At 67.2% G+C, this 15553-nt stretch carries 12 protein-coding genes and 2 tRNA genes; 5 read left to right on the forward strand and 9 right to left on the reverse strand.

The window, feature by feature from the left end; genetic code table 11:
- Positions 1 to 251 precede the first annotated feature (251 nt).
- The 5 genes from tgt to QH196_RS21980 all read right to left on the reverse strand — a co-directional run bounded on the left by tgt (position 252) and on the right by QH196_RS21980 (position 6434).
- Positions 252 to 1496 carry a tRNA guanosine(34) transglycosylase Tgt gene (tgt, locus tag QH196_RS21960; protein WP_280417702.1) on the reverse strand — a complete coding sequence of 415 codons (1245 nt, stop codon included), beginning with the start codon at positions 1494 to 1496 and terminating at the stop codon, positions 252 to 254.
- 164 nt (positions 1497 to 1660) lie between these two features.
- Entirely contained in the window at positions 1661 to 3568 is a 1908-nt protein-coding gene (locus QH196_RS21965) for an ABC transporter ATP-binding protein (protein ID WP_280417703.1), read from the reverse strand.
- The gene (locus QH196_RS21970; RefSeq protein ID WP_280417704.1) at positions 3565 to 5298 is read right to left on the reverse strand and encodes an ABC transporter ATP-binding protein; all 1734 of its coding nucleotides are present in this window, start codon (positions 5296 to 5298) and stop codon (positions 3565 to 3567) included. Before QH196_RS21970 ends, QH196_RS21965 begins: the two co-directional genes overlap by 4 nt.
- Positions 5292 to 5834 carry an RrF2 family transcriptional regulator gene (locus tag QH196_RS21975; protein ID WP_280417705.1) on the reverse strand — a complete coding sequence of 181 codons (543 nt, stop codon included), beginning with the start codon at positions 5832 to 5834 and terminating at the stop codon, positions 5292 to 5294. The genes QH196_RS21970 and QH196_RS21975 overlap by 7 nt, the downstream gene beginning before the upstream one ends.
- A 15-nt stretch (positions 5835 to 5849) precedes the next feature.
- Positions 5850 to 6434: a TetR/AcrR family transcriptional regulator gene (locus QH196_RS21980; RefSeq protein ID WP_280417706.1), complete on the reverse strand. Its 585-nt coding sequence runs from the start codon at positions 6432 to 6434 to the stop codon at positions 5850 to 5852.
- A 266-nt stretch (positions 6435 to 6700) separates the two neighbouring features.
- Between QH196_RS21980 and QH196_RS21985 the strand changes: the two genes are divergently transcribed.
- Positions 6701 to 9085 (forward strand): MMPL family transporter, encoded by a 2385-nt coding sequence (locus tag QH196_RS21985; protein WP_280417707.1) that lies wholly within the window; start codon positions 6701 to 6703, stop codon positions 9083 to 9085.
- A gap of 161 nt (positions 9086 to 9246) precedes the next feature.
- Here the strand turns inward: QH196_RS21985 and QH196_RS21990 are convergent, their stop codons facing one another.
- The 3 genes from QH196_RS21990 to QH196_RS22000 all read right to left on the reverse strand — a co-directional run bounded on the left by QH196_RS21990 (position 9247) and on the right by QH196_RS22000 (position 11604).
- Positions 9247 to 9966 carry a maleylpyruvate isomerase family mycothiol-dependent enzyme gene (locus QH196_RS21990; protein WP_280417708.1) on the reverse strand — a complete coding sequence of 240 codons (720 nt, stop codon included), beginning with the start codon at positions 9964 to 9966 and terminating at the stop codon, positions 9247 to 9249.
- A 76-nt stretch (positions 9967 to 10042) separates the two neighbouring features.
- Complete coding sequence (locus QH196_RS21995) at positions 10043 to 10474, reverse strand: very short patch repair endonuclease (RefSeq protein WP_280417709.1); 432 nt, start codon at positions 10472 to 10474, stop codon at positions 10043 to 10045.
- Positions 10471 to 11604, reverse strand: coding sequence for a DNA cytosine methyltransferase (locus QH196_RS22000; RefSeq protein ID WP_280417713.1), 1134 nt, complete (start codon positions 11602 to 11604; stop codon positions 10471 to 10473). The genes QH196_RS21995 and QH196_RS22000 overlap by 4 nt, the downstream gene beginning before the upstream one ends.
- A gap of 279 nt (positions 11605 to 11883) precedes the next feature.
- Here QH196_RS22000 and QH196_RS22005 point away from each other — a divergent pair, with 279 nt between their 5' ends.
- Positions 11884 to 12948, forward strand: a complete 1065-nt coding sequence (locus tag QH196_RS22005) for an alpha/beta hydrolase (RefSeq protein WP_280417710.1) — start codon at positions 11884 to 11886, stop codon at positions 12946 to 12948.
- Between the two features lie 60 nt (positions 12949 to 13008).
- On the opposite strand, the gene hisC is transcribed toward QH196_RS22005, so the two are convergent.
- Positions 13009 to 14085 carry a histidinol-phosphate transaminase gene (hisC, locus tag QH196_RS22010; protein ID WP_280417711.1) on the reverse strand — a complete coding sequence of 359 codons (1077 nt, stop codon included), beginning with the start codon at positions 14083 to 14085 and terminating at the stop codon, positions 13009 to 13011.
- Positions 14086 to 14179: 94 nt separating this feature from the next.
- On the opposite strand from hisC, the gene QH196_RS22015 reads away from it, so the two are divergent.
- The 3 genes from QH196_RS22015 (at position 14180) to QH196_RS22025 (ending at position 15212) form a co-directional block, all read left to right on the forward strand.
- Positions 14180 to 14920 (forward strand): dienelactone hydrolase family protein, encoded by a 741-nt coding sequence (locus tag QH196_RS22015; protein ID WP_280417712.1) that lies wholly within the window; start codon positions 14180 to 14182, stop codon positions 14918 to 14920.
- A gap of 92 nt (positions 14921 to 15012) precedes the next feature.
- Positions 15013 to 15102, forward strand: a tRNA-Ser gene (locus tag QH196_RS22020).
- A 37-nt stretch (positions 15103 to 15139) separates the two neighbouring features.
- A tRNA-Arg gene (locus QH196_RS22025) sits at positions 15140 to 15212 on the forward strand.
- Positions 15213 to 15553: the final 341 nt, after the last annotated feature.

Below are 15553 nucleotides of genomic sequence, written 5' to 3' on the forward strand. Positions count from 1 at the left end.
TTCACCGGAATTCTTCGCGGTCAGTTCACGGGCATGGTTCGCGGATAGTTCACCGGCATGGTTCGGGGCCCGTCTCGTTCTGGAGCGACCGCCGGGAGTGAAGAACCGGGCCTCCAAGGGCCCCACCCCTCGAGACGCGGAGCGTCTCCAAAATCACAGCCCCCACCCTTCGCGGAAGGTTTACCCCCGCCCCGCAGAGTCGACCAGGAATCCGATGCCCGCGCCGGGACAGCAACGGGATCGAGCGCAGATCAAGGCGCCGTGATCCGCCCCTGCCAGCGACCCATCGTCTCCGCCCGGAACTCGTCGAAATACCCACCATCGATACTGGCCCGGATGCGGTCGACCAGCCGGATCGTGAACCGCTCGTTGTGAATCGTGCACAGCGTCGAGGCCAGCATCTCCTTGGCCTTGAACAGGTGGTGGATATAGGCGCGGGTGTAGTGCGCGCAGGTGTAACAGTCGCAGGTGTCGTCGATCGGAGTGAAATCCCGTTTGAACCGCAGGGTATCGATGTTGAACCGGCCGGCGTCCACATAGATTCCGCCGTTGCGTCCCACTCGGGAGGGATTCACACAGTCGAAGGTGTCCGCGCCTGCCTCGATCGCGGCGAACATATCCTCCGGTTCGCTGATGCCCAGCATATGGCGCGGTTTGTCCTCGGGCAGTTCGTCACAGCACCAGCCGACGATGGTGCCGAGATTGTGTTTCTCCAGCGCGCCGCCGATACCGTAGCCGTCGAATTCGGTGCCCGCGGCGCCGCGGATCTCGGCGAGATCGCGAGAAGCCTTACGCCGCAGGTCTTCGTACTGCGCGCCCTGCACCACCGCGAAGAGCGCCTGATAGGGCCGGTGGGTGCGGGCGGCGGTGAGGCGTTCGTGTTCATCGATACAGCGCTGCGCCCACTGATGGGTGCGCTGTACCGATTTCTCCTGGTAGCCGCGGGTGTTCATCAGGGTGGTGAGTTCGTCGAAGGCGAACATGATGTCGGCGCCCAGCTGATGCTGGATCCCCATGGACACTTCCGGCGTGAACCGGTGTTTCGACCCGTTCAGATGCGACCGGAAGGTGACTCCCTCGTCGTCCACGGTGGCCAGCCGTTCCTTGCCCTTGGCGATCACATCGTCGTTCTGTACGTCGACGGTTTCCATCGCCAGCACCTTTTTGAACCCGACGCCCAGCGACATCACCTGGAAACCGCCGCTGTCGGTGAAGGTGGGGCCGGGCCAGTTCATGAACGCCGCCAGCCCACCGGCCTCGTCGACGATATCGGGGCCGGGCTGCAGATACAGGTGGTAGGCGTTGGCGAGCAGGGCCTGCGCCCCGAGGTCGCGCATCGCCTCGGGCAGCACCGCCTTCACCGTCGCCTTGGTTCCCACCGGGATGAAGGCGGGCGTGGCGACGGCACCGTGCGGGGTCTGGATAACTCCCGTCCGGCCGTGCCGGCCGTCGAGGCGGGTACCGATACTGAAGGAGAAGCCGGCGCTGTCGGACACGCCGCTATCCTCGCAGGCAGCGTTCACCGGTCCTGAGCGAGGGCCTCCGTGGTTTCTTCGTCACCCAGGCCCGACTCGCTCAGGCTGTGCCGATGGGCCGGAGCCAGGGCCTCCATGGTCCCGCTTCGCTACCGCCTCCGGGACCGACTCGGTCAGGCCCGGGATCAAGCTTCGACCGCGGCCGCCGCGAACTGCGAGTTGTAGAGGCGGTAGTAGGCGGCCTGCCGCGCCAGCAGCTCCTCGTGGGTGCCCTGTTCGACGATATGGCCGTCCTCCATCACCACGATCAGGTCGGCGTCGCGGATGGTGGAGAGCCGGTGGGCGATGACGAAACTGGTGCGATCGCGGCGCAGTTCCGCGGTGGCCTGCTGCACCAGTAGTTCGGTGCGGGTGTCCACGGAACTGGTGGCCTCGTCCAGTACCAGGATCGTGGGTTTGGCGAGGAACGCGCGGGCGATGGTGATCAGCTGTTTCTCACCCGCGCTGACCCCGGTGCCCTCTTCGTCGATCACGGTGTCGTACCCGGCGGGCAGCGAATGCACGAAGCGATCCACGTAGGCGGCGCGGGCGGCGGCGAGGATATCGGCCTCGCTCGCGTCCGGATCGCCGTAGGCGATGTTCTCCTTGATGGTGCCTTTGAACAGCCAGGTGTCCTGCAGCACCATGCCGATCCGGGAGCGCAGCCTGTCGCGGCCGATATCGGTGATATCGACCCCGTCGATGCTGATCACGCCGGAATCGAGCTCGTAGAACCGCAGCAGCAGATTGACCAGCGTGGTCTTCCCGGCGCCCGTGGGCCCGACGATGGCCACTACGTGCCCTGGTTCGGCCACCAGTGAAAGGTCGTCGATCACCGGGGTCTGCGGTTCGTACCGGAACGAGACGTCGGCGAATTCCACGCGACCGCGCTCGGGTGGCGCGGCGGGTTCCCGAACCGGGTCCGGGCTCTGTTCCCCGGCATCCAGGATTTCGAAGATCCGCTCGGCCGAGGCCACGCCCGACTGCAGCAGATTCGCCATGGCACCGATCTGGGTGAGCGGCTGGCTGAACTGGCGTGAGTACTGGATGAACGCCTGCACCTCCCCCAGCGACAGCTGGCCGGAGGCGACCCGCAGACCACCGATCAGGGCGACCAGCACATAGTTCAGGTTCCCCAGGAACATCGATGACGGCATGATCAGCCCGGAGATGAACTGGGCCTTGAAGCTGGACTGGTACAGATGCTCGTTGCGCTCGTCGAACTCCGCGCCGACCTGCTTGCTGCGTCCGAACGCGGTGACGACCTCGTGTCCGGTGTAGGCCTCCTCCACCTGGGCGTTCACGAGTCCGGTGTACTTCCACTGGTCCACGAAATGGGGTTTGGACCGTTTGGCGATCTGCGCCGTCACGATGATCACTGCGGGCACCGTCAGCAGGGCGATGAGCGCGAGCAGCCACGAGATCCAGAACATCATTCCGAGAATGCCGAGCACGGTGAGCAGCGAGATCAGCAGCTGGCTCATCGTCTGCTGCAGGCTCTGCGAGATATTGTCCACATCGTTGGTGACCCGGCTGAGTACATCGCCGCGGGGTGCGGTATCGAAATAGCTCAGCGGCAGCCGGTGGATCTTGTCCTCCACATCGGCGCGCAACCGTTTGATGGTGCGGTTGATCAGGTTGTTGAGCAGATAGGCCTGCAGCCAGCCGAACAGTGCGGCGCCCAGATACAACGCCAGCACCAGGGTCAGGACCCGGCCGACGGCGTCGAAGTCGATTCCGGCACCCGGTACGACTGCCATCCCCGACAGCATGTCGGCGAAGGTGTCCTGGCCCTGCGCGCGCAGGCCGGCAATGGCTTCTTCCTTGCTCAGCCCCGCGGGCAGCTGCCGGCCGACCACACCGTCGAAGATCAGGTTGGTGGCCTTGCCCAGCAGGTAGGGGCCCGCGATATTGAGCACCACGGAGACGACGCCGAGAGCGACGATGATCGCCACCAGCATGCGTTCCGGTGCGAGCCTGCCCACCAGCCGTTTCAGCGAGGGTTTGAACGATTTCGGTTTCGCGTCGGGGGCGCCCGGCGTACCCGGTCTCATCGCGCTTCCTCCACACTCAGCTGGGATTCCACGATCTCCCGGTACTCGGCACAATCGCGGACCAGCTGATCGTGGGTGCCGAGACCGACCATGGCGCCGTCCTCGAGTACCACGATCTGGTCGGCATCGCGGATGGTGGCGATCCGCTGGGCCACGATGATCACCGCGGCGTTCGCCGTTTCCGGCCGCAGGGCCGCCCGCAGCCGCGCGTCGGTGGCGACGTCGAGCGCGGAGAACGAATCGTCGAACAGATACACCCGCGGCCTGCGTACCAGGGCGCGGGCGATGGCCAGCCGCTGCCGCTGCCCGCCCGAGACCGTGGTGCCGCCCTGCGCCACCGGTGTGTCCAGGCCCTGTGGCATGGCCCGGACGAAGTCGGCGGCCTGGGCGATCTCCAGACATCGCCACAGTTCCTCGTCGCTTGCGTCCGGATCGCCGTAGCGCAGATTGCTCGCCACGGTGCCGGAGAACAGATAGCCCTTCTGCGGTACCAGCGCGATCCGGGTCCGCAGCTCGTTCAGGTCGAGGTCGCGGACGTCGGTGCCGCCGAGCAGAACGGCGCCTTCGGTGGCGTCCATGAGCCGCGGAATCAGGTTCAACAGGGTGGTCTTACCCGCACCGGTCGAGCCCACGACGGCGGTGGTCTGCCCGGGTTCCACCCGGAAGTCGATAGCGCGCAGCACCGGCTGTTCGGCGCCCGGGTAGCTGAACCCGGCCTCGCAGACCTGCACTTGGGCGGGGTCGCCCTGGAAGGGCTGCGGATGTTCGGGTGAGCGCACCGATGATTCGGTGTCCAGTACCTCGGAGATCCGGTCCGCCGAGACCGCCGCGCGCGGCGCCATCATGGCCAGGAACGAGGCCATCATGACCGCCATCAGTATCTGCATGATGTAGGACAGCAGCGCCGTCAGCGATCCGATCTGCATCTCACCGGCGTCGATTGCCTTTCCGCCGAACCAGATCACGGCAACCGAGGTGACATTGCTGATCAGCATGACCGTCGGGAACATCAGCGCCATCAACCGGCCGACCCGCACCGAGATATCGGTGAGTTCGGTATTGGCCACCTCGAAACGCCAGACTTCGAGCCGTTCGCGGACGAACGCGCGCACCACCCGGATACCGGTGATCTGCTCGCGCAGTACCCGGTTGACCTCGTCGAGCCGTGTCTGCATCAGGCGGAACGCGGGCACCATCCGGGCGATGATCAACCCCATGCTCAGCGCCAGCGCGGGCACCGCGATCAGCAGCAACCAGGACAGGCCCAGATCCTCGCGCAGCGCCATCACGACGCCGCCGATGCACATGATCGGCGCCATCACCGCCACCGTCGAGGCCATCACGACGAGCAACTGCACCTGCTGCACATCGTTGGTATTGCGGGTGATCAGCGACGGCGCACCGAACATTCCCATCTCGCGGGCCGAGAAGGTGTTCACCCGGTGCAGCAGCGCGGCGCGCAGATCGCGACCCGCCCCCATCGCGGCCTGCGCGGCGAGAAGAACCGAGGAGGCCGAAGCGACGATCTGAACTCCCGAAACGGCCAGCATCCGCAGGCCCGCGGCCCAGATGTAGCCGATATCGCCCTTGGTGATGCCCTCGTCGATCAGGTCGGCGTTCAGGCTGGGCAGATACAGCATGGCGATCACCGAGATCAGCTGCAGTACCACGATCCCGGCCAGCTGTTTCCGGTACGGGAGGAGGAAGTCGCGGAGCAGTCTGATCAGCATGATGACCGAACGCTACCGTCTGGTTTTGCGGATCGCCCGGCAATTTCCGGCGGGTCCGGCGGGGCCGGATCGCCGGGTTCGCGGCGGGCCCAGGCGCCGGGGTCGGCGGTGAGGGCCGCCACGAAATCCGGTAGCGCGCCGCCGGCGATATCGGCCAGCGTCACGTTCTCCAGGACGGCCCGGATATTCACCCGCAGCGCGATCCACACCTGCTGCAGCGGTTCGGCCGCACCCGGGTACCGCACCTCCTCGGGACGCAGCCCGCGTACCGACGCGAGGGGTCCCTCGATCGCCCGGATCACATCGGCGATCGAGATGGCGTGCGCCGGGCGGGCCAGCCGGTAGCCGCCGTCGGGCCCGCGCCGGCTTGTCACCAGTCCCGCCCGCCGCAGTTCGGCGAGGACGCTCTCCAGCACTTTGGGCGCGATCTGCTGGCCGGCCGCGATGGCCTCCGCCTTCACGGCCGCGGCCTGATCGGCTGCCGTGATCTCGAGCAGTGTGCGCACGGCATGATCCACCCTCGCGGTGATGTGCACGACCAACCTGACCTTTCACTCCGCCAGCGCTGCGAGCGCGGCGTCCAGCAGCGTCGACTCCACCACATCATCCCCCGCGTCCGGTGCTATCTCGTTCGAAACCAGGGCGACGGTCACCACCTCCAAGGCCGCGCCGGCCCGCAGCAGCCGTACCGGTGTGGGCTCCGGGCCCGCGAGCCAGTTGCGCACGACCTTGTGGGCGTCAACTATCACCGGATACTGATCGGCCACCGCGTTGATGATGGCCACCGCGTTGCGCACCATCATTTCCCCGGCGTCCCGGTTCCGGATCATGGCCCGGATATAGCTGCGCAACACCGCGCGGCGGCTCTCGGCATCGGGCGCCGGCATCGCTTCGACCTCGTCGGCCAATGCCCGTAATTCGTCCAGCAGTGGGTTGATGACGGCGACGAGAAGGTCGAGTTTGGACGAATAGTGATAGTAGAGCGACGGTTTTGTGATTCCGACCGCATCTGCTACTTCCCGCAGGCTGGCCTGTTCGAAACCCTTGTTCACGAACAGGCGCACGGCGGCGTCCAGGATCGCCTTCTTGGTGTCCCGACCTGCGGTAACGTGGTCGTCGGTACGCCGATTCGCCATGCTCGATCCTCTCGTTCTCCCGGCCCTCACGCACGGTAGGCCGCCGGAAGTCGAGCTTGTTCCTCCGTTTAACCTACCGGTAGTCTACCTACCGTACGGTAGATAAAAGGCGTCCCCCGTGTAGGCGGATCCATACCGATTACGCGACCCGAGGCCGCAGCCTCCCCCGCGCGATCCGGTCCGCGAAAACGACGCCGGCCGTCAGTTCGTCACAGCAGAAGCACATACGACCAAACCGTTTCGGCCTCGCCTAGGAGAAATCCCTCGTGTCCGTATTCCTGTACAGATGGGGAAAGTTCGCTTTCCGCCGGAAGTGGATAGTGCTGCCCATATGGGCGCTGATACTGGTCCTACTCGGCGGGGCGGCGGGTGCGCTGGCCAAACCGTTCCAGGACAGCTTCGAGATGCCGGGTCTGCCCTCGGAACGGGCCACGGCCATCCTCGAGGAACATATGCCGCAGATGGCCTCGATGTTCAGCATCGACGCCGTCACCGGCCAATATGTCATCGCCGCACCGAACGGCACGCTGACCGACGAACCCAATATGACGGCGCTGGACGCGCTGGTCCAGCGGCTGAACGAACTCGATATCGTCGACCACAGCGAACCGGTCGTCAACCCGGTCACCGCGACCGCGATGATGCCGGCCAGCCAGGAGGCCGCCGCGGAACAGGCCGCGGCAGCCGCGACCCTCGAACCCGGCCGGGCCCCACCGATGCCGGAACCGAACTGCCTCGACGGTCAGAACTCTCCTGACTTCAAGGCGCTGTGTGGTGGCGCCCCGCTGAACGTGCTCAGCGAAGACCGGCCCCAAACGGTCGCCGTGATCGATGTGAAGTTCACGATGCCGACCTTCGCCGACATCACCGAGGAACACCGGCAGGCCGCCGAGGCCATTGCCCAGGAGGGCCGCAACGCCGGACTCACCGTCGAGATGAGTGGCGCCATCGCGCAGACCCAGCCGGAAACGGGGCAGGCCGAGATGATCGGTATCGGGGTCGCGCTGATCGTCATGATCATCGCCTTCGGCGCCATCGTGGCCGCGTTCGTCCCGATCATCACCGGAATCGTCGGCGTCGCCTGCGCGGGCGCACTCATCCTGACCGGAACCTCGCTCACCGAGGTTCCGACCTTCACCCCGATCCTGGCATCGATGATCGGCCTGGCGCTGTCCATCGACTACGCCCTGTTCATCGTCTCGCGCTACAAACACGAACTCGTCGTCCAGGATTCACCCGAGGAAGCCGCAGGTGTCGCGGTGGGCACCGCCGGTTCGGCCGTCGTCTTCGCCGGGCTGACCGTGGTGGTCGCGCTGCTCGGCCTGTCCGTGGTCGGGATCAGCTTCCTCACCGCCATGGGTATCGGCGGCGCCATCGCGGCCGGGTTCGCCGTACTCGCGGCCACCACCCTGATGCCGGCCCTGCTCGGCGCGCTCGGTAAATCGCTGTTCAAACCGAAACTGCCGCTGATCGCCCAGCACGATCCCGAAGACGACACCTCGGTCACCAACGGGATGCGTTTCGCGCGGCTCATCGCCCGGGTACCGGTGCTCACGCTGATCATCAGCGCGATCGTCCTCGGGGCGCTGGCAGCCCCGGCGGCCCAGCTCAGCCTCGGCCTGCCCGGCGGCGACAGCATGCCGGAGGACTCCTCGGTCCGGAAGGCCTACGAACTGCAGACCGCGGGCTTCGGTGAAGGCAAGAACGGCATGCTCGTGGTCGCGGTCGATCTCTCCGAAACCCCCGCCGACCAGCGCGATGCCGCACTGACCGCACTGCGCGATCAACTGGCGGGCTACGACGGCGTGGATTACCTCAGCGTCGCGCAGCCGAGCCAGGACGGGCAGGCCGCGCTGTTCCAGGTGGTTCCCGAATCCGGGCCCAACAGTGCGGAAACACAGGATCTGGTCGAACACGCCCGCGATGCGGAGGCCGCACTACAGGACCAGTACGGCATGGAATACGGCATCACCGGCCAGACGGCCATCTACGCCGATGTCAACAGCGTGCTGCTCGACAGCATCATCCCGTACATGGCCATCGTCGCGGTGGCGGCATTCATCCTGCTGCTACTGGTGTTCCGGTCGATCCTGGTACCGCTCACCGCCGCGCTCGGCTTCCTGCTCTCGATGGCCGCGACCTTCGGCGTCACGGTGCTGATCTTCCAGGAGGGCGCCTTCGGCCTGGTCGACGACACCCATCCGATCATCAGCTTCCTACCCATCGTGCTGATCGGCCTGGTATTCGGCCTGGCCATGGACTACCAGGTGTTCCTGGTGACCCGGATGCGCGAGGAATACGTGCACGGCAAGGAACCGAAACAGGCGATGGTCGACGGCTACCATCACGGCGCCCGCGTCGTCGCCGCGGCGGCCGTCATCATGATCTCGGTCTTCGGCGGTTTCATGCTCTCGCCCGATATCACCTCCAAATCCATGGGCTTCGCACTGGCAGCGGGCGTTTTCTTCGACGCCTTCCTGGTGCGGATGGTGCTGATCCCGTCACTGCTGGTACTGCTCGGCAAATGGGCGTGGTGGATGCCGGCCTGGCTGGACCGGATCCTGCCCGATATCGACGTCGAAGGATCGAAGCTGCGCGAACTGCAGGAACGCGCCAAGACCAAGTCCGTCGAAGAACCCGCCGGGGTCTGATCCAGGCGATACACCGCCGGCCGGCACCCACACGGGTGCCGGCCGGTTCTGGTTTGCGGGCGCCACCCGGCTGCGACCGCCGAGCGCCGGGCTCGGTACCGGCACACACCGGACCGGGACCAGCGGACACGCGTTGTCGAGCGCGAGGAGGGGTACGCGGGTCAGCGCCAAGCGGGCAGTTGCGGAAGATCCGCGGGCAAGGTCTCGTCCGCACCGCGTCCCAGCAGCCAGGCCAGCAGCGATGCGGCCGGTGCCGCCACCTTCCGTTCCGGGTCGCCGTCTCCGACGATCGCGCCGAAACCGGTATCGGTGGCCCGTATTTCGAACGGCTGCACGTCCGGGCGCGCGCCCAGGTCGGCGGCGACCTCCGCGAGCAGTTCCGCTACGAAATCCGCCGGCCACTGCGCGGGGAGGTAGCCCGCATTCAGATCCACATGGTGAATCCGTAACTCCTGTAACCGCATCCAGGGAATCCGGTACGCCGGTAGCGGCCGCCCCCGCCTGGTGCGCACCTCCACCTGCCACTGCTCGGCCGTCGGCACCCGCGCCATCCCGATCAACCGCTCCGCCGATTCCACCAGGTCGGCCCGCTGTTCGGCGAGTGGACGCGGCGCGCCCAGCTCGATATCGGCATCACGCAGCGCGGTACTCGCATACTGTGGTGTCTCCACTCCGGTATGCGCCCAGAGCAGCAGATTGACCAGGCTGTCGGCATTACGCGCGATATGCGTCAGCACATGCCCCCTGGTCCAGCCGGGAAGCGCGGAAGCGGCGGTGAGCGCCGCATCGTCGAGGGTGTCGACAGTGGCGAGCAATTCGGAGGTCGCCGCGGCAACCTGCTCCATCCGACTGGTGAGCGATTCGATCAGATCCCTGGGCACGACACCGACCCTAATGCCGCCGCCCCGGCGCAGCCGCCGGGAGTTGCACCGACCTCAACGCCGGGAGACATTCCGCTCAGCGATCCAAGACCGTCTGCACCCGGTCTGCCGCGCACACCGGATCCTCGTGTTCCCAAATCCGCACCACCTGCCAGCCCGCAGCGGTCAATGCCGCGTCGGTGGCACGGTCGCGGGCGACATTGCCCGCCAATTTCTCCGCCCACCAGTCCGCGTTGTTCTTCGGATCGGTTGCATGGATCGGGCAGCGATGCCAGAAACAGCCGTCCACATACACCGCGACCCGGCGCCGCGGGAACACCAGATCCGCCCGCCGCCGCTGGCCACGGATCGGGGCCCGGTCCACGAAGTAGCGGATACCGCGCCGGTGCAGTTCACGCCGCAAGGCCAGTTCCGGCGCGGTATGCGCCCGCCGCTGCCGTGACATCCGCGCGCTGGTCACCGGATCGGTGGCCGGGCGGTGGCTGCTGCGGGCGGGGTCGCCGGTCATGCCGCCGAACCACCCATCCGCACCAGATGCGCCTGCACATCGTCGAGGAAACCGGGCGGGAAACGCAGTGTGCCCATCCCGGTCCGGCGCAGGAAACCGGCTGTCGCCCGGGCCGAGAGCAACCGGGTGTCGGTGAGGAAGAACCGCAGGTCCTCGTAGGGTTCGTGGGCCGGCCACGGCGACAGCGGCACCTCGAACACCTGCCCGGAATGCCCCCACGCCGCCCCGGGCCACGGGCTGCCGGGTGGTAGCGGAATATGCCCGGGTATCGGTTCGCCCGGGATACGGAGCCGCGACCCCACCCACGACGCCATCCGCACACTCACCGCATTACCTACCAGCCGCCAGCGCTGACCGGGGCGGAAACCGGGCACCGCCAGCGCCGGTTCGGTCCAGCCGGGGTCGAATCCCTGGAGTCGCTCCCCGTCGGTGATCCCCGGCGTGACTATTTCCCCGGACGGCAACCGCACCGCCGGCGCGCTCGGAATCCCCAATCCGGACCCGCCTTTGAGTGTGGGCACGGCGTTGACCACCCAGCCCAGGCCACGCACACCTTCGGTCCAGTAGAAACCGCACGGGTCGCTCTCGACGCATCCCAGTAGTCGCGGCCCGGCATCGTCGGCGAACAGTACGGTGCGCGGATCTTCGGTTCGTGAAGCCAGCATGAGCACCCGGTTACGCCGCTGCGGCAGGCCGAACGCGCGCGCATCCACCACCCGGTAGGCCCACGTGTAACCGAGTTCTTCGAGAGCGCCGGTGATATGGCGCATGGCCGCACCGCGACCGAGTTGCAGCATGAACGGCACGTTCTCGATCAGCAACCAGCGCGGCCCGCGTTTACGGCGGACCAGCCGGAACACATGGTCGACCAGACTGGATTTGGTTCCGGTGATCCCGGCGGTGCGGCCCGCCTGGGACAGGTCCTGGCACGGGAATCCCGCTGCCACCAGCTCGGTTTCCGGCGGCAGCGCCCGCAACCGGGTGATATCGGTGTGGAGTTCGGCATCGGGAAAACGCGCCCCCAGTACCGCCCGCGCACCGGGATCGATCTCGCACAGCAGAGTGCTGTGCCAGCCGTGCGCCGCCAGCCCGAGCTCCAGCCCTCCGATCCCGGCGAAAAGCCCCACCATCCGCGCGCCCGTCACGAGGTCCTCTCTCCATCCGGTCCGGCTCCCGAAGCGAGATTACTCCGCGCGTCCGGCGGGTCCGCCGGGTCCGGGTGAGCACCGGCACATCGACCGGACAAACCCCGGTGACCGGTGCGAACGATACGGCCCGCGTCCGCGAGTCGATTGTCACCACCCGAGATCCATTCCGCGGCAATACCATCGAAAGCGCTGGTCAGAGCATATAAATTGGCGCCTTTCGGTGCCCGGGTGCCCGCCATGAGGTCTGGCAGTATGGGCGCCATGAGGTATCGCGTCGGCCTGGCCACCGTCGTATCGGGCGCCGTCGCCCTGTGCGGTGCTGTCGCGCCCGGCGCCGCGCAGGCAGACCCCGAGGGACTGCACACCGCGCCCGCTCAGCCGGGCACCGGCTCGGCCGAGGATCCCGGACCGGTCGAACGCCCGGAGGCGGTCCGGGCGCCGCGGGCCGCCATCGTGGGCATCCAGCCGGTGCACGAACGCCTGATGCGGGTATTCGTCGACTCCCCGGCCATGCACCGCACGGTGCAGGTCCTGGTCCTGCTGCCGGCCGACCGCAGCACACCCCGCCCCACCATCTACATGCTCGACGGCCGCAGCACCCAGATCGACAGCAACAACTGGCTCGACCGCGGCGGCGCCGCCCAGTTCTACGCCGACAAACCGGTGAACGTCGTCTTCACCGTCGGCGGGCCCGCCAGTTTCTACACCGACTGGCAGCGCCCGGACCCGGTATTGGGGGTCAACAAATGGGAGACATTCCTCACCGAGGAACTACCGCCACTACTCGACGCCGAATTCGCCGGAAACGGCCGTAACGCCGTGGTCGGAACCTCCATGGGCGCCGAAGGGGCCATGATGCTGGCCATCCGGAAACCCGAACTCTATTCCGCCGTCGGCGCCCACAGCGGCTGCTTCTCCACGGGTACCGACCTGGGCCAGGCACAGGCCCGCATGGTCGTCACCACCTTCAAGGGCAACCCCGAGAACATGTTCGGCGGCCCCGACGACCCGGCCTGGCTGGCCCACGATGTGACCCTGCACGCGGAAGCCCTCCGCGGTAAGAAGCTCTATCTCTCCGCCGGCAGCGGACGGCCGGGTGTGCACGATGTGCTGACCAACCCCGAGACCCCGGTGAGCGTGCTGATGGGCGGCCCGCTGGAGGCCGCCACCGATTTCTGCACCCGCCGGCTCGCCCAGCGTCTCGACACCCTCGATATCGACTACACCGCCCACTTCCGTCCACAGGGCACGCACTCCTGGCCGTACTGGGCCGACGAACTGGTCACCTCCTGGCCAACCATCTCCGAAGGCCTCGGTATCGACTGAACCGCCGCTCATCACTACCGGCGGCACACTCGGGTCGCGTGCCGGGCTCGGGCGGTTCTGTCAGGCGCTCGCGAAGCGCGCAACCGTTTCCGCGGCCGTGGCGAATCGGAGAAACAGATCGTTCTCATGCGGGTCGCCGGCGGTGACCCGCACTCCTTCGCCCGCGAACGGCCGGATCAGCACCCCCGCCTCCGCGCTCGCCTCGGCGAATTCGGTCGTCACCGCGCCCAGGTCGATCCAGACGAAATTCGCTTCGCTCGGCGGCACCCGGTAGCCCGCGGCCAGCAGCGCGTCGCGCATCCGTTCCCGTTCGGCGATCACCGCGCCGGTGCGGTCCAGCAGTTCGTGCCGGGCCTCCAGCGATGCCATGGCCGCCGCCTGCGCCACCCGGCTCACACTGAACGGGATATGCACTTTCAGCAGCGCGGCGATCACCTCCGGTGCACCGACCGCGTATCCGACCCGTAGGCCGGCCAATCCGTAGGCCTTCGAGAAGGTCCGCAGCACAACGACGTTCGGCCGGGTCCGGCCCAGTTCCACACCGTCGGGGTGATCGCCGGGAATCCGCAGGTACTCGTAGTACGCCTCGTCCAGCGCCACCAGCACATCGGCGGGTACCCGGTCCAGGAAACGAGCCAGCTCCGCTGCGCCGACCGCGGTACCGGTCGGGTTGTTCGGATTGCAGACGAACACCAGTCGCGTCCGTTCGGTGATCGCGGCCGCCAGGGCGTCCAGATCGTGAACGTGATCGTTCAGCGGCACCGTCACCGCGGTCGCGTTACCGACCTGGGTGATGATCGGGTACGCCTCGAACGAACGCCACGCGAAGAGCACCTCGTCGGACGGATCCCCGCAGGTGATCTGTACCAGCTCCTGGCACAGCGCCACACTCCCGCAGCCGACCGCGACATTGCCCGGCGTGACGCCGAGAAATTCCGCGAGCGCTGCTCGTAGTTCGCCGGACTGATTGTCCGGATAACGGCTGGCCAGCTCCACCGCCTCGGCGACGGCCTTGCTCGCGGCGGGCAGCGGACCGAGGGTCGTTTCGTTGCTCGCCAGTTTGACCGCGCCGGGATGGCTGCGGCCGGGAACGTACGCCGGAATGGAATCGAGGTCCGGCCGGATGTGCGCGGTCACGTATCGAGCTTAGTTCCGATCTCGATCGCGCCACGTTCGGGCTGTTCACCTGCCAGTTCTTCCCGCTCCACGGATATCGCCCTACGCTGGGAACATGTCGGGCACTTATGACGATATTGCGCCCCTGCGGCGCCACGAGCCGGAAACCACCGGACCCGATCAGGAGCCGACAGCGGCCGCCACCTGGCCCGCCACCGACGAACACGTCCCCATCACGGTGATCGAACCGGAGGGTTACGCCCGTGGCGGAATCGTGCTGCTCCACGAGTCCCGCGAGTTCACCGGATCGTTGCTGGAGTTCATGCGCGCCCTCGCCGGCGAAGGCTGGCTGGTGGTCGCGCCGAACCTCTTCCACCGGGCCACCGCCTCGTCGGCCGGGGTCTACGGCGACGAACTGTTCGAGGATTTCGATGCCTGCTTCGATTGGCTCACCCACCGCGGAGTCTTCCCCGACTGCATCGGCGCCCTCGGTTTCGACACGGCCGGCACCGCAGCGTTCCTGGTGGCGACCAACCGGCCGATCGGCGCCGCGATCAGTGTGGCCGCCCCCGGTATCACCGCGCCCCTGACCGAACAGGCCGAAGCCCTCGTCACCGCCGCCCCCCGGCTACAGGCCCCGTGGCTCGGCCTGTTCGGCGCGGAATCGAGCACTCCCATCGACGAGATAGACCAACTCCGCGACGCCACCGCCCGCGCCGCGGTCGCAAGTCTGGTGGTGACCTATCCGGGCCTGCTGCACCGCGCCGACCAACCCGGCGACGACGAGGACGACGCGGACGAGCTCATCGACTCACAAACCCGCATCTTCGACTGGTTCGACAGCCACTTACGCTGATCAACCAGCCGTTTTGCAGTTTCACACCAAGCTCGGGTAGCCTTTCTGCTCGGCGGTTCGAAAGGACCGGTGCCCTCGAAGAGAAGGCTCCAGGAGGCGTGCCAGAGCGGCCGAATGGGACTCACTGCTAATGAGTTGTCCCTTCACGGGGACCGGAGGTTCAAATCCTCTCGCCTCCGCCACACCCGGTTCACCGGGTGACAACTGAATAACGCGTATGCGCCCGTAGCTCAACGGATAGAGCATCTGACTACGGATCAGAAGGTTAGGGGTTCGAATCCCTTCGGGCGCACTCCACTCGATGCAAGGCCCATGCCCACCTACGGCATGGGCCTTGTCTCGTTTCGTCGTGTTTTGTGGGGGGGTAGCCCCCACCCCCCCCCCCGCGGGGGGTGACCCCCCCCCGCCCCCCCGGGGGGGGGGGGGGGGGGGGGGGGGCGGGGGGGGGCTCCGCGCCCGGGGCGCGGGGGGCCCCACCCCCCGGGCGCTGGCACCGCCGGCGCGGCGCGTCGCGGGTGAGCCGGCCGATGTGCTCGACGATATGGTCACCGAGCTCACCGATCCGATGGTGCGCGAACTGCTCGCCGCGGATGCCCATCCACATCCGCTGGCCCACGCATTGTCGGCGGACGT

The organism is Nocardia carnea, from assembly GCF_029868325.1.
Taxonomy (GTDB): Bacteria; Actinomycetota; Actinomycetes; order Mycobacteriales; family Mycobacteriaceae; genus Nocardia; species Nocardia carnea_C.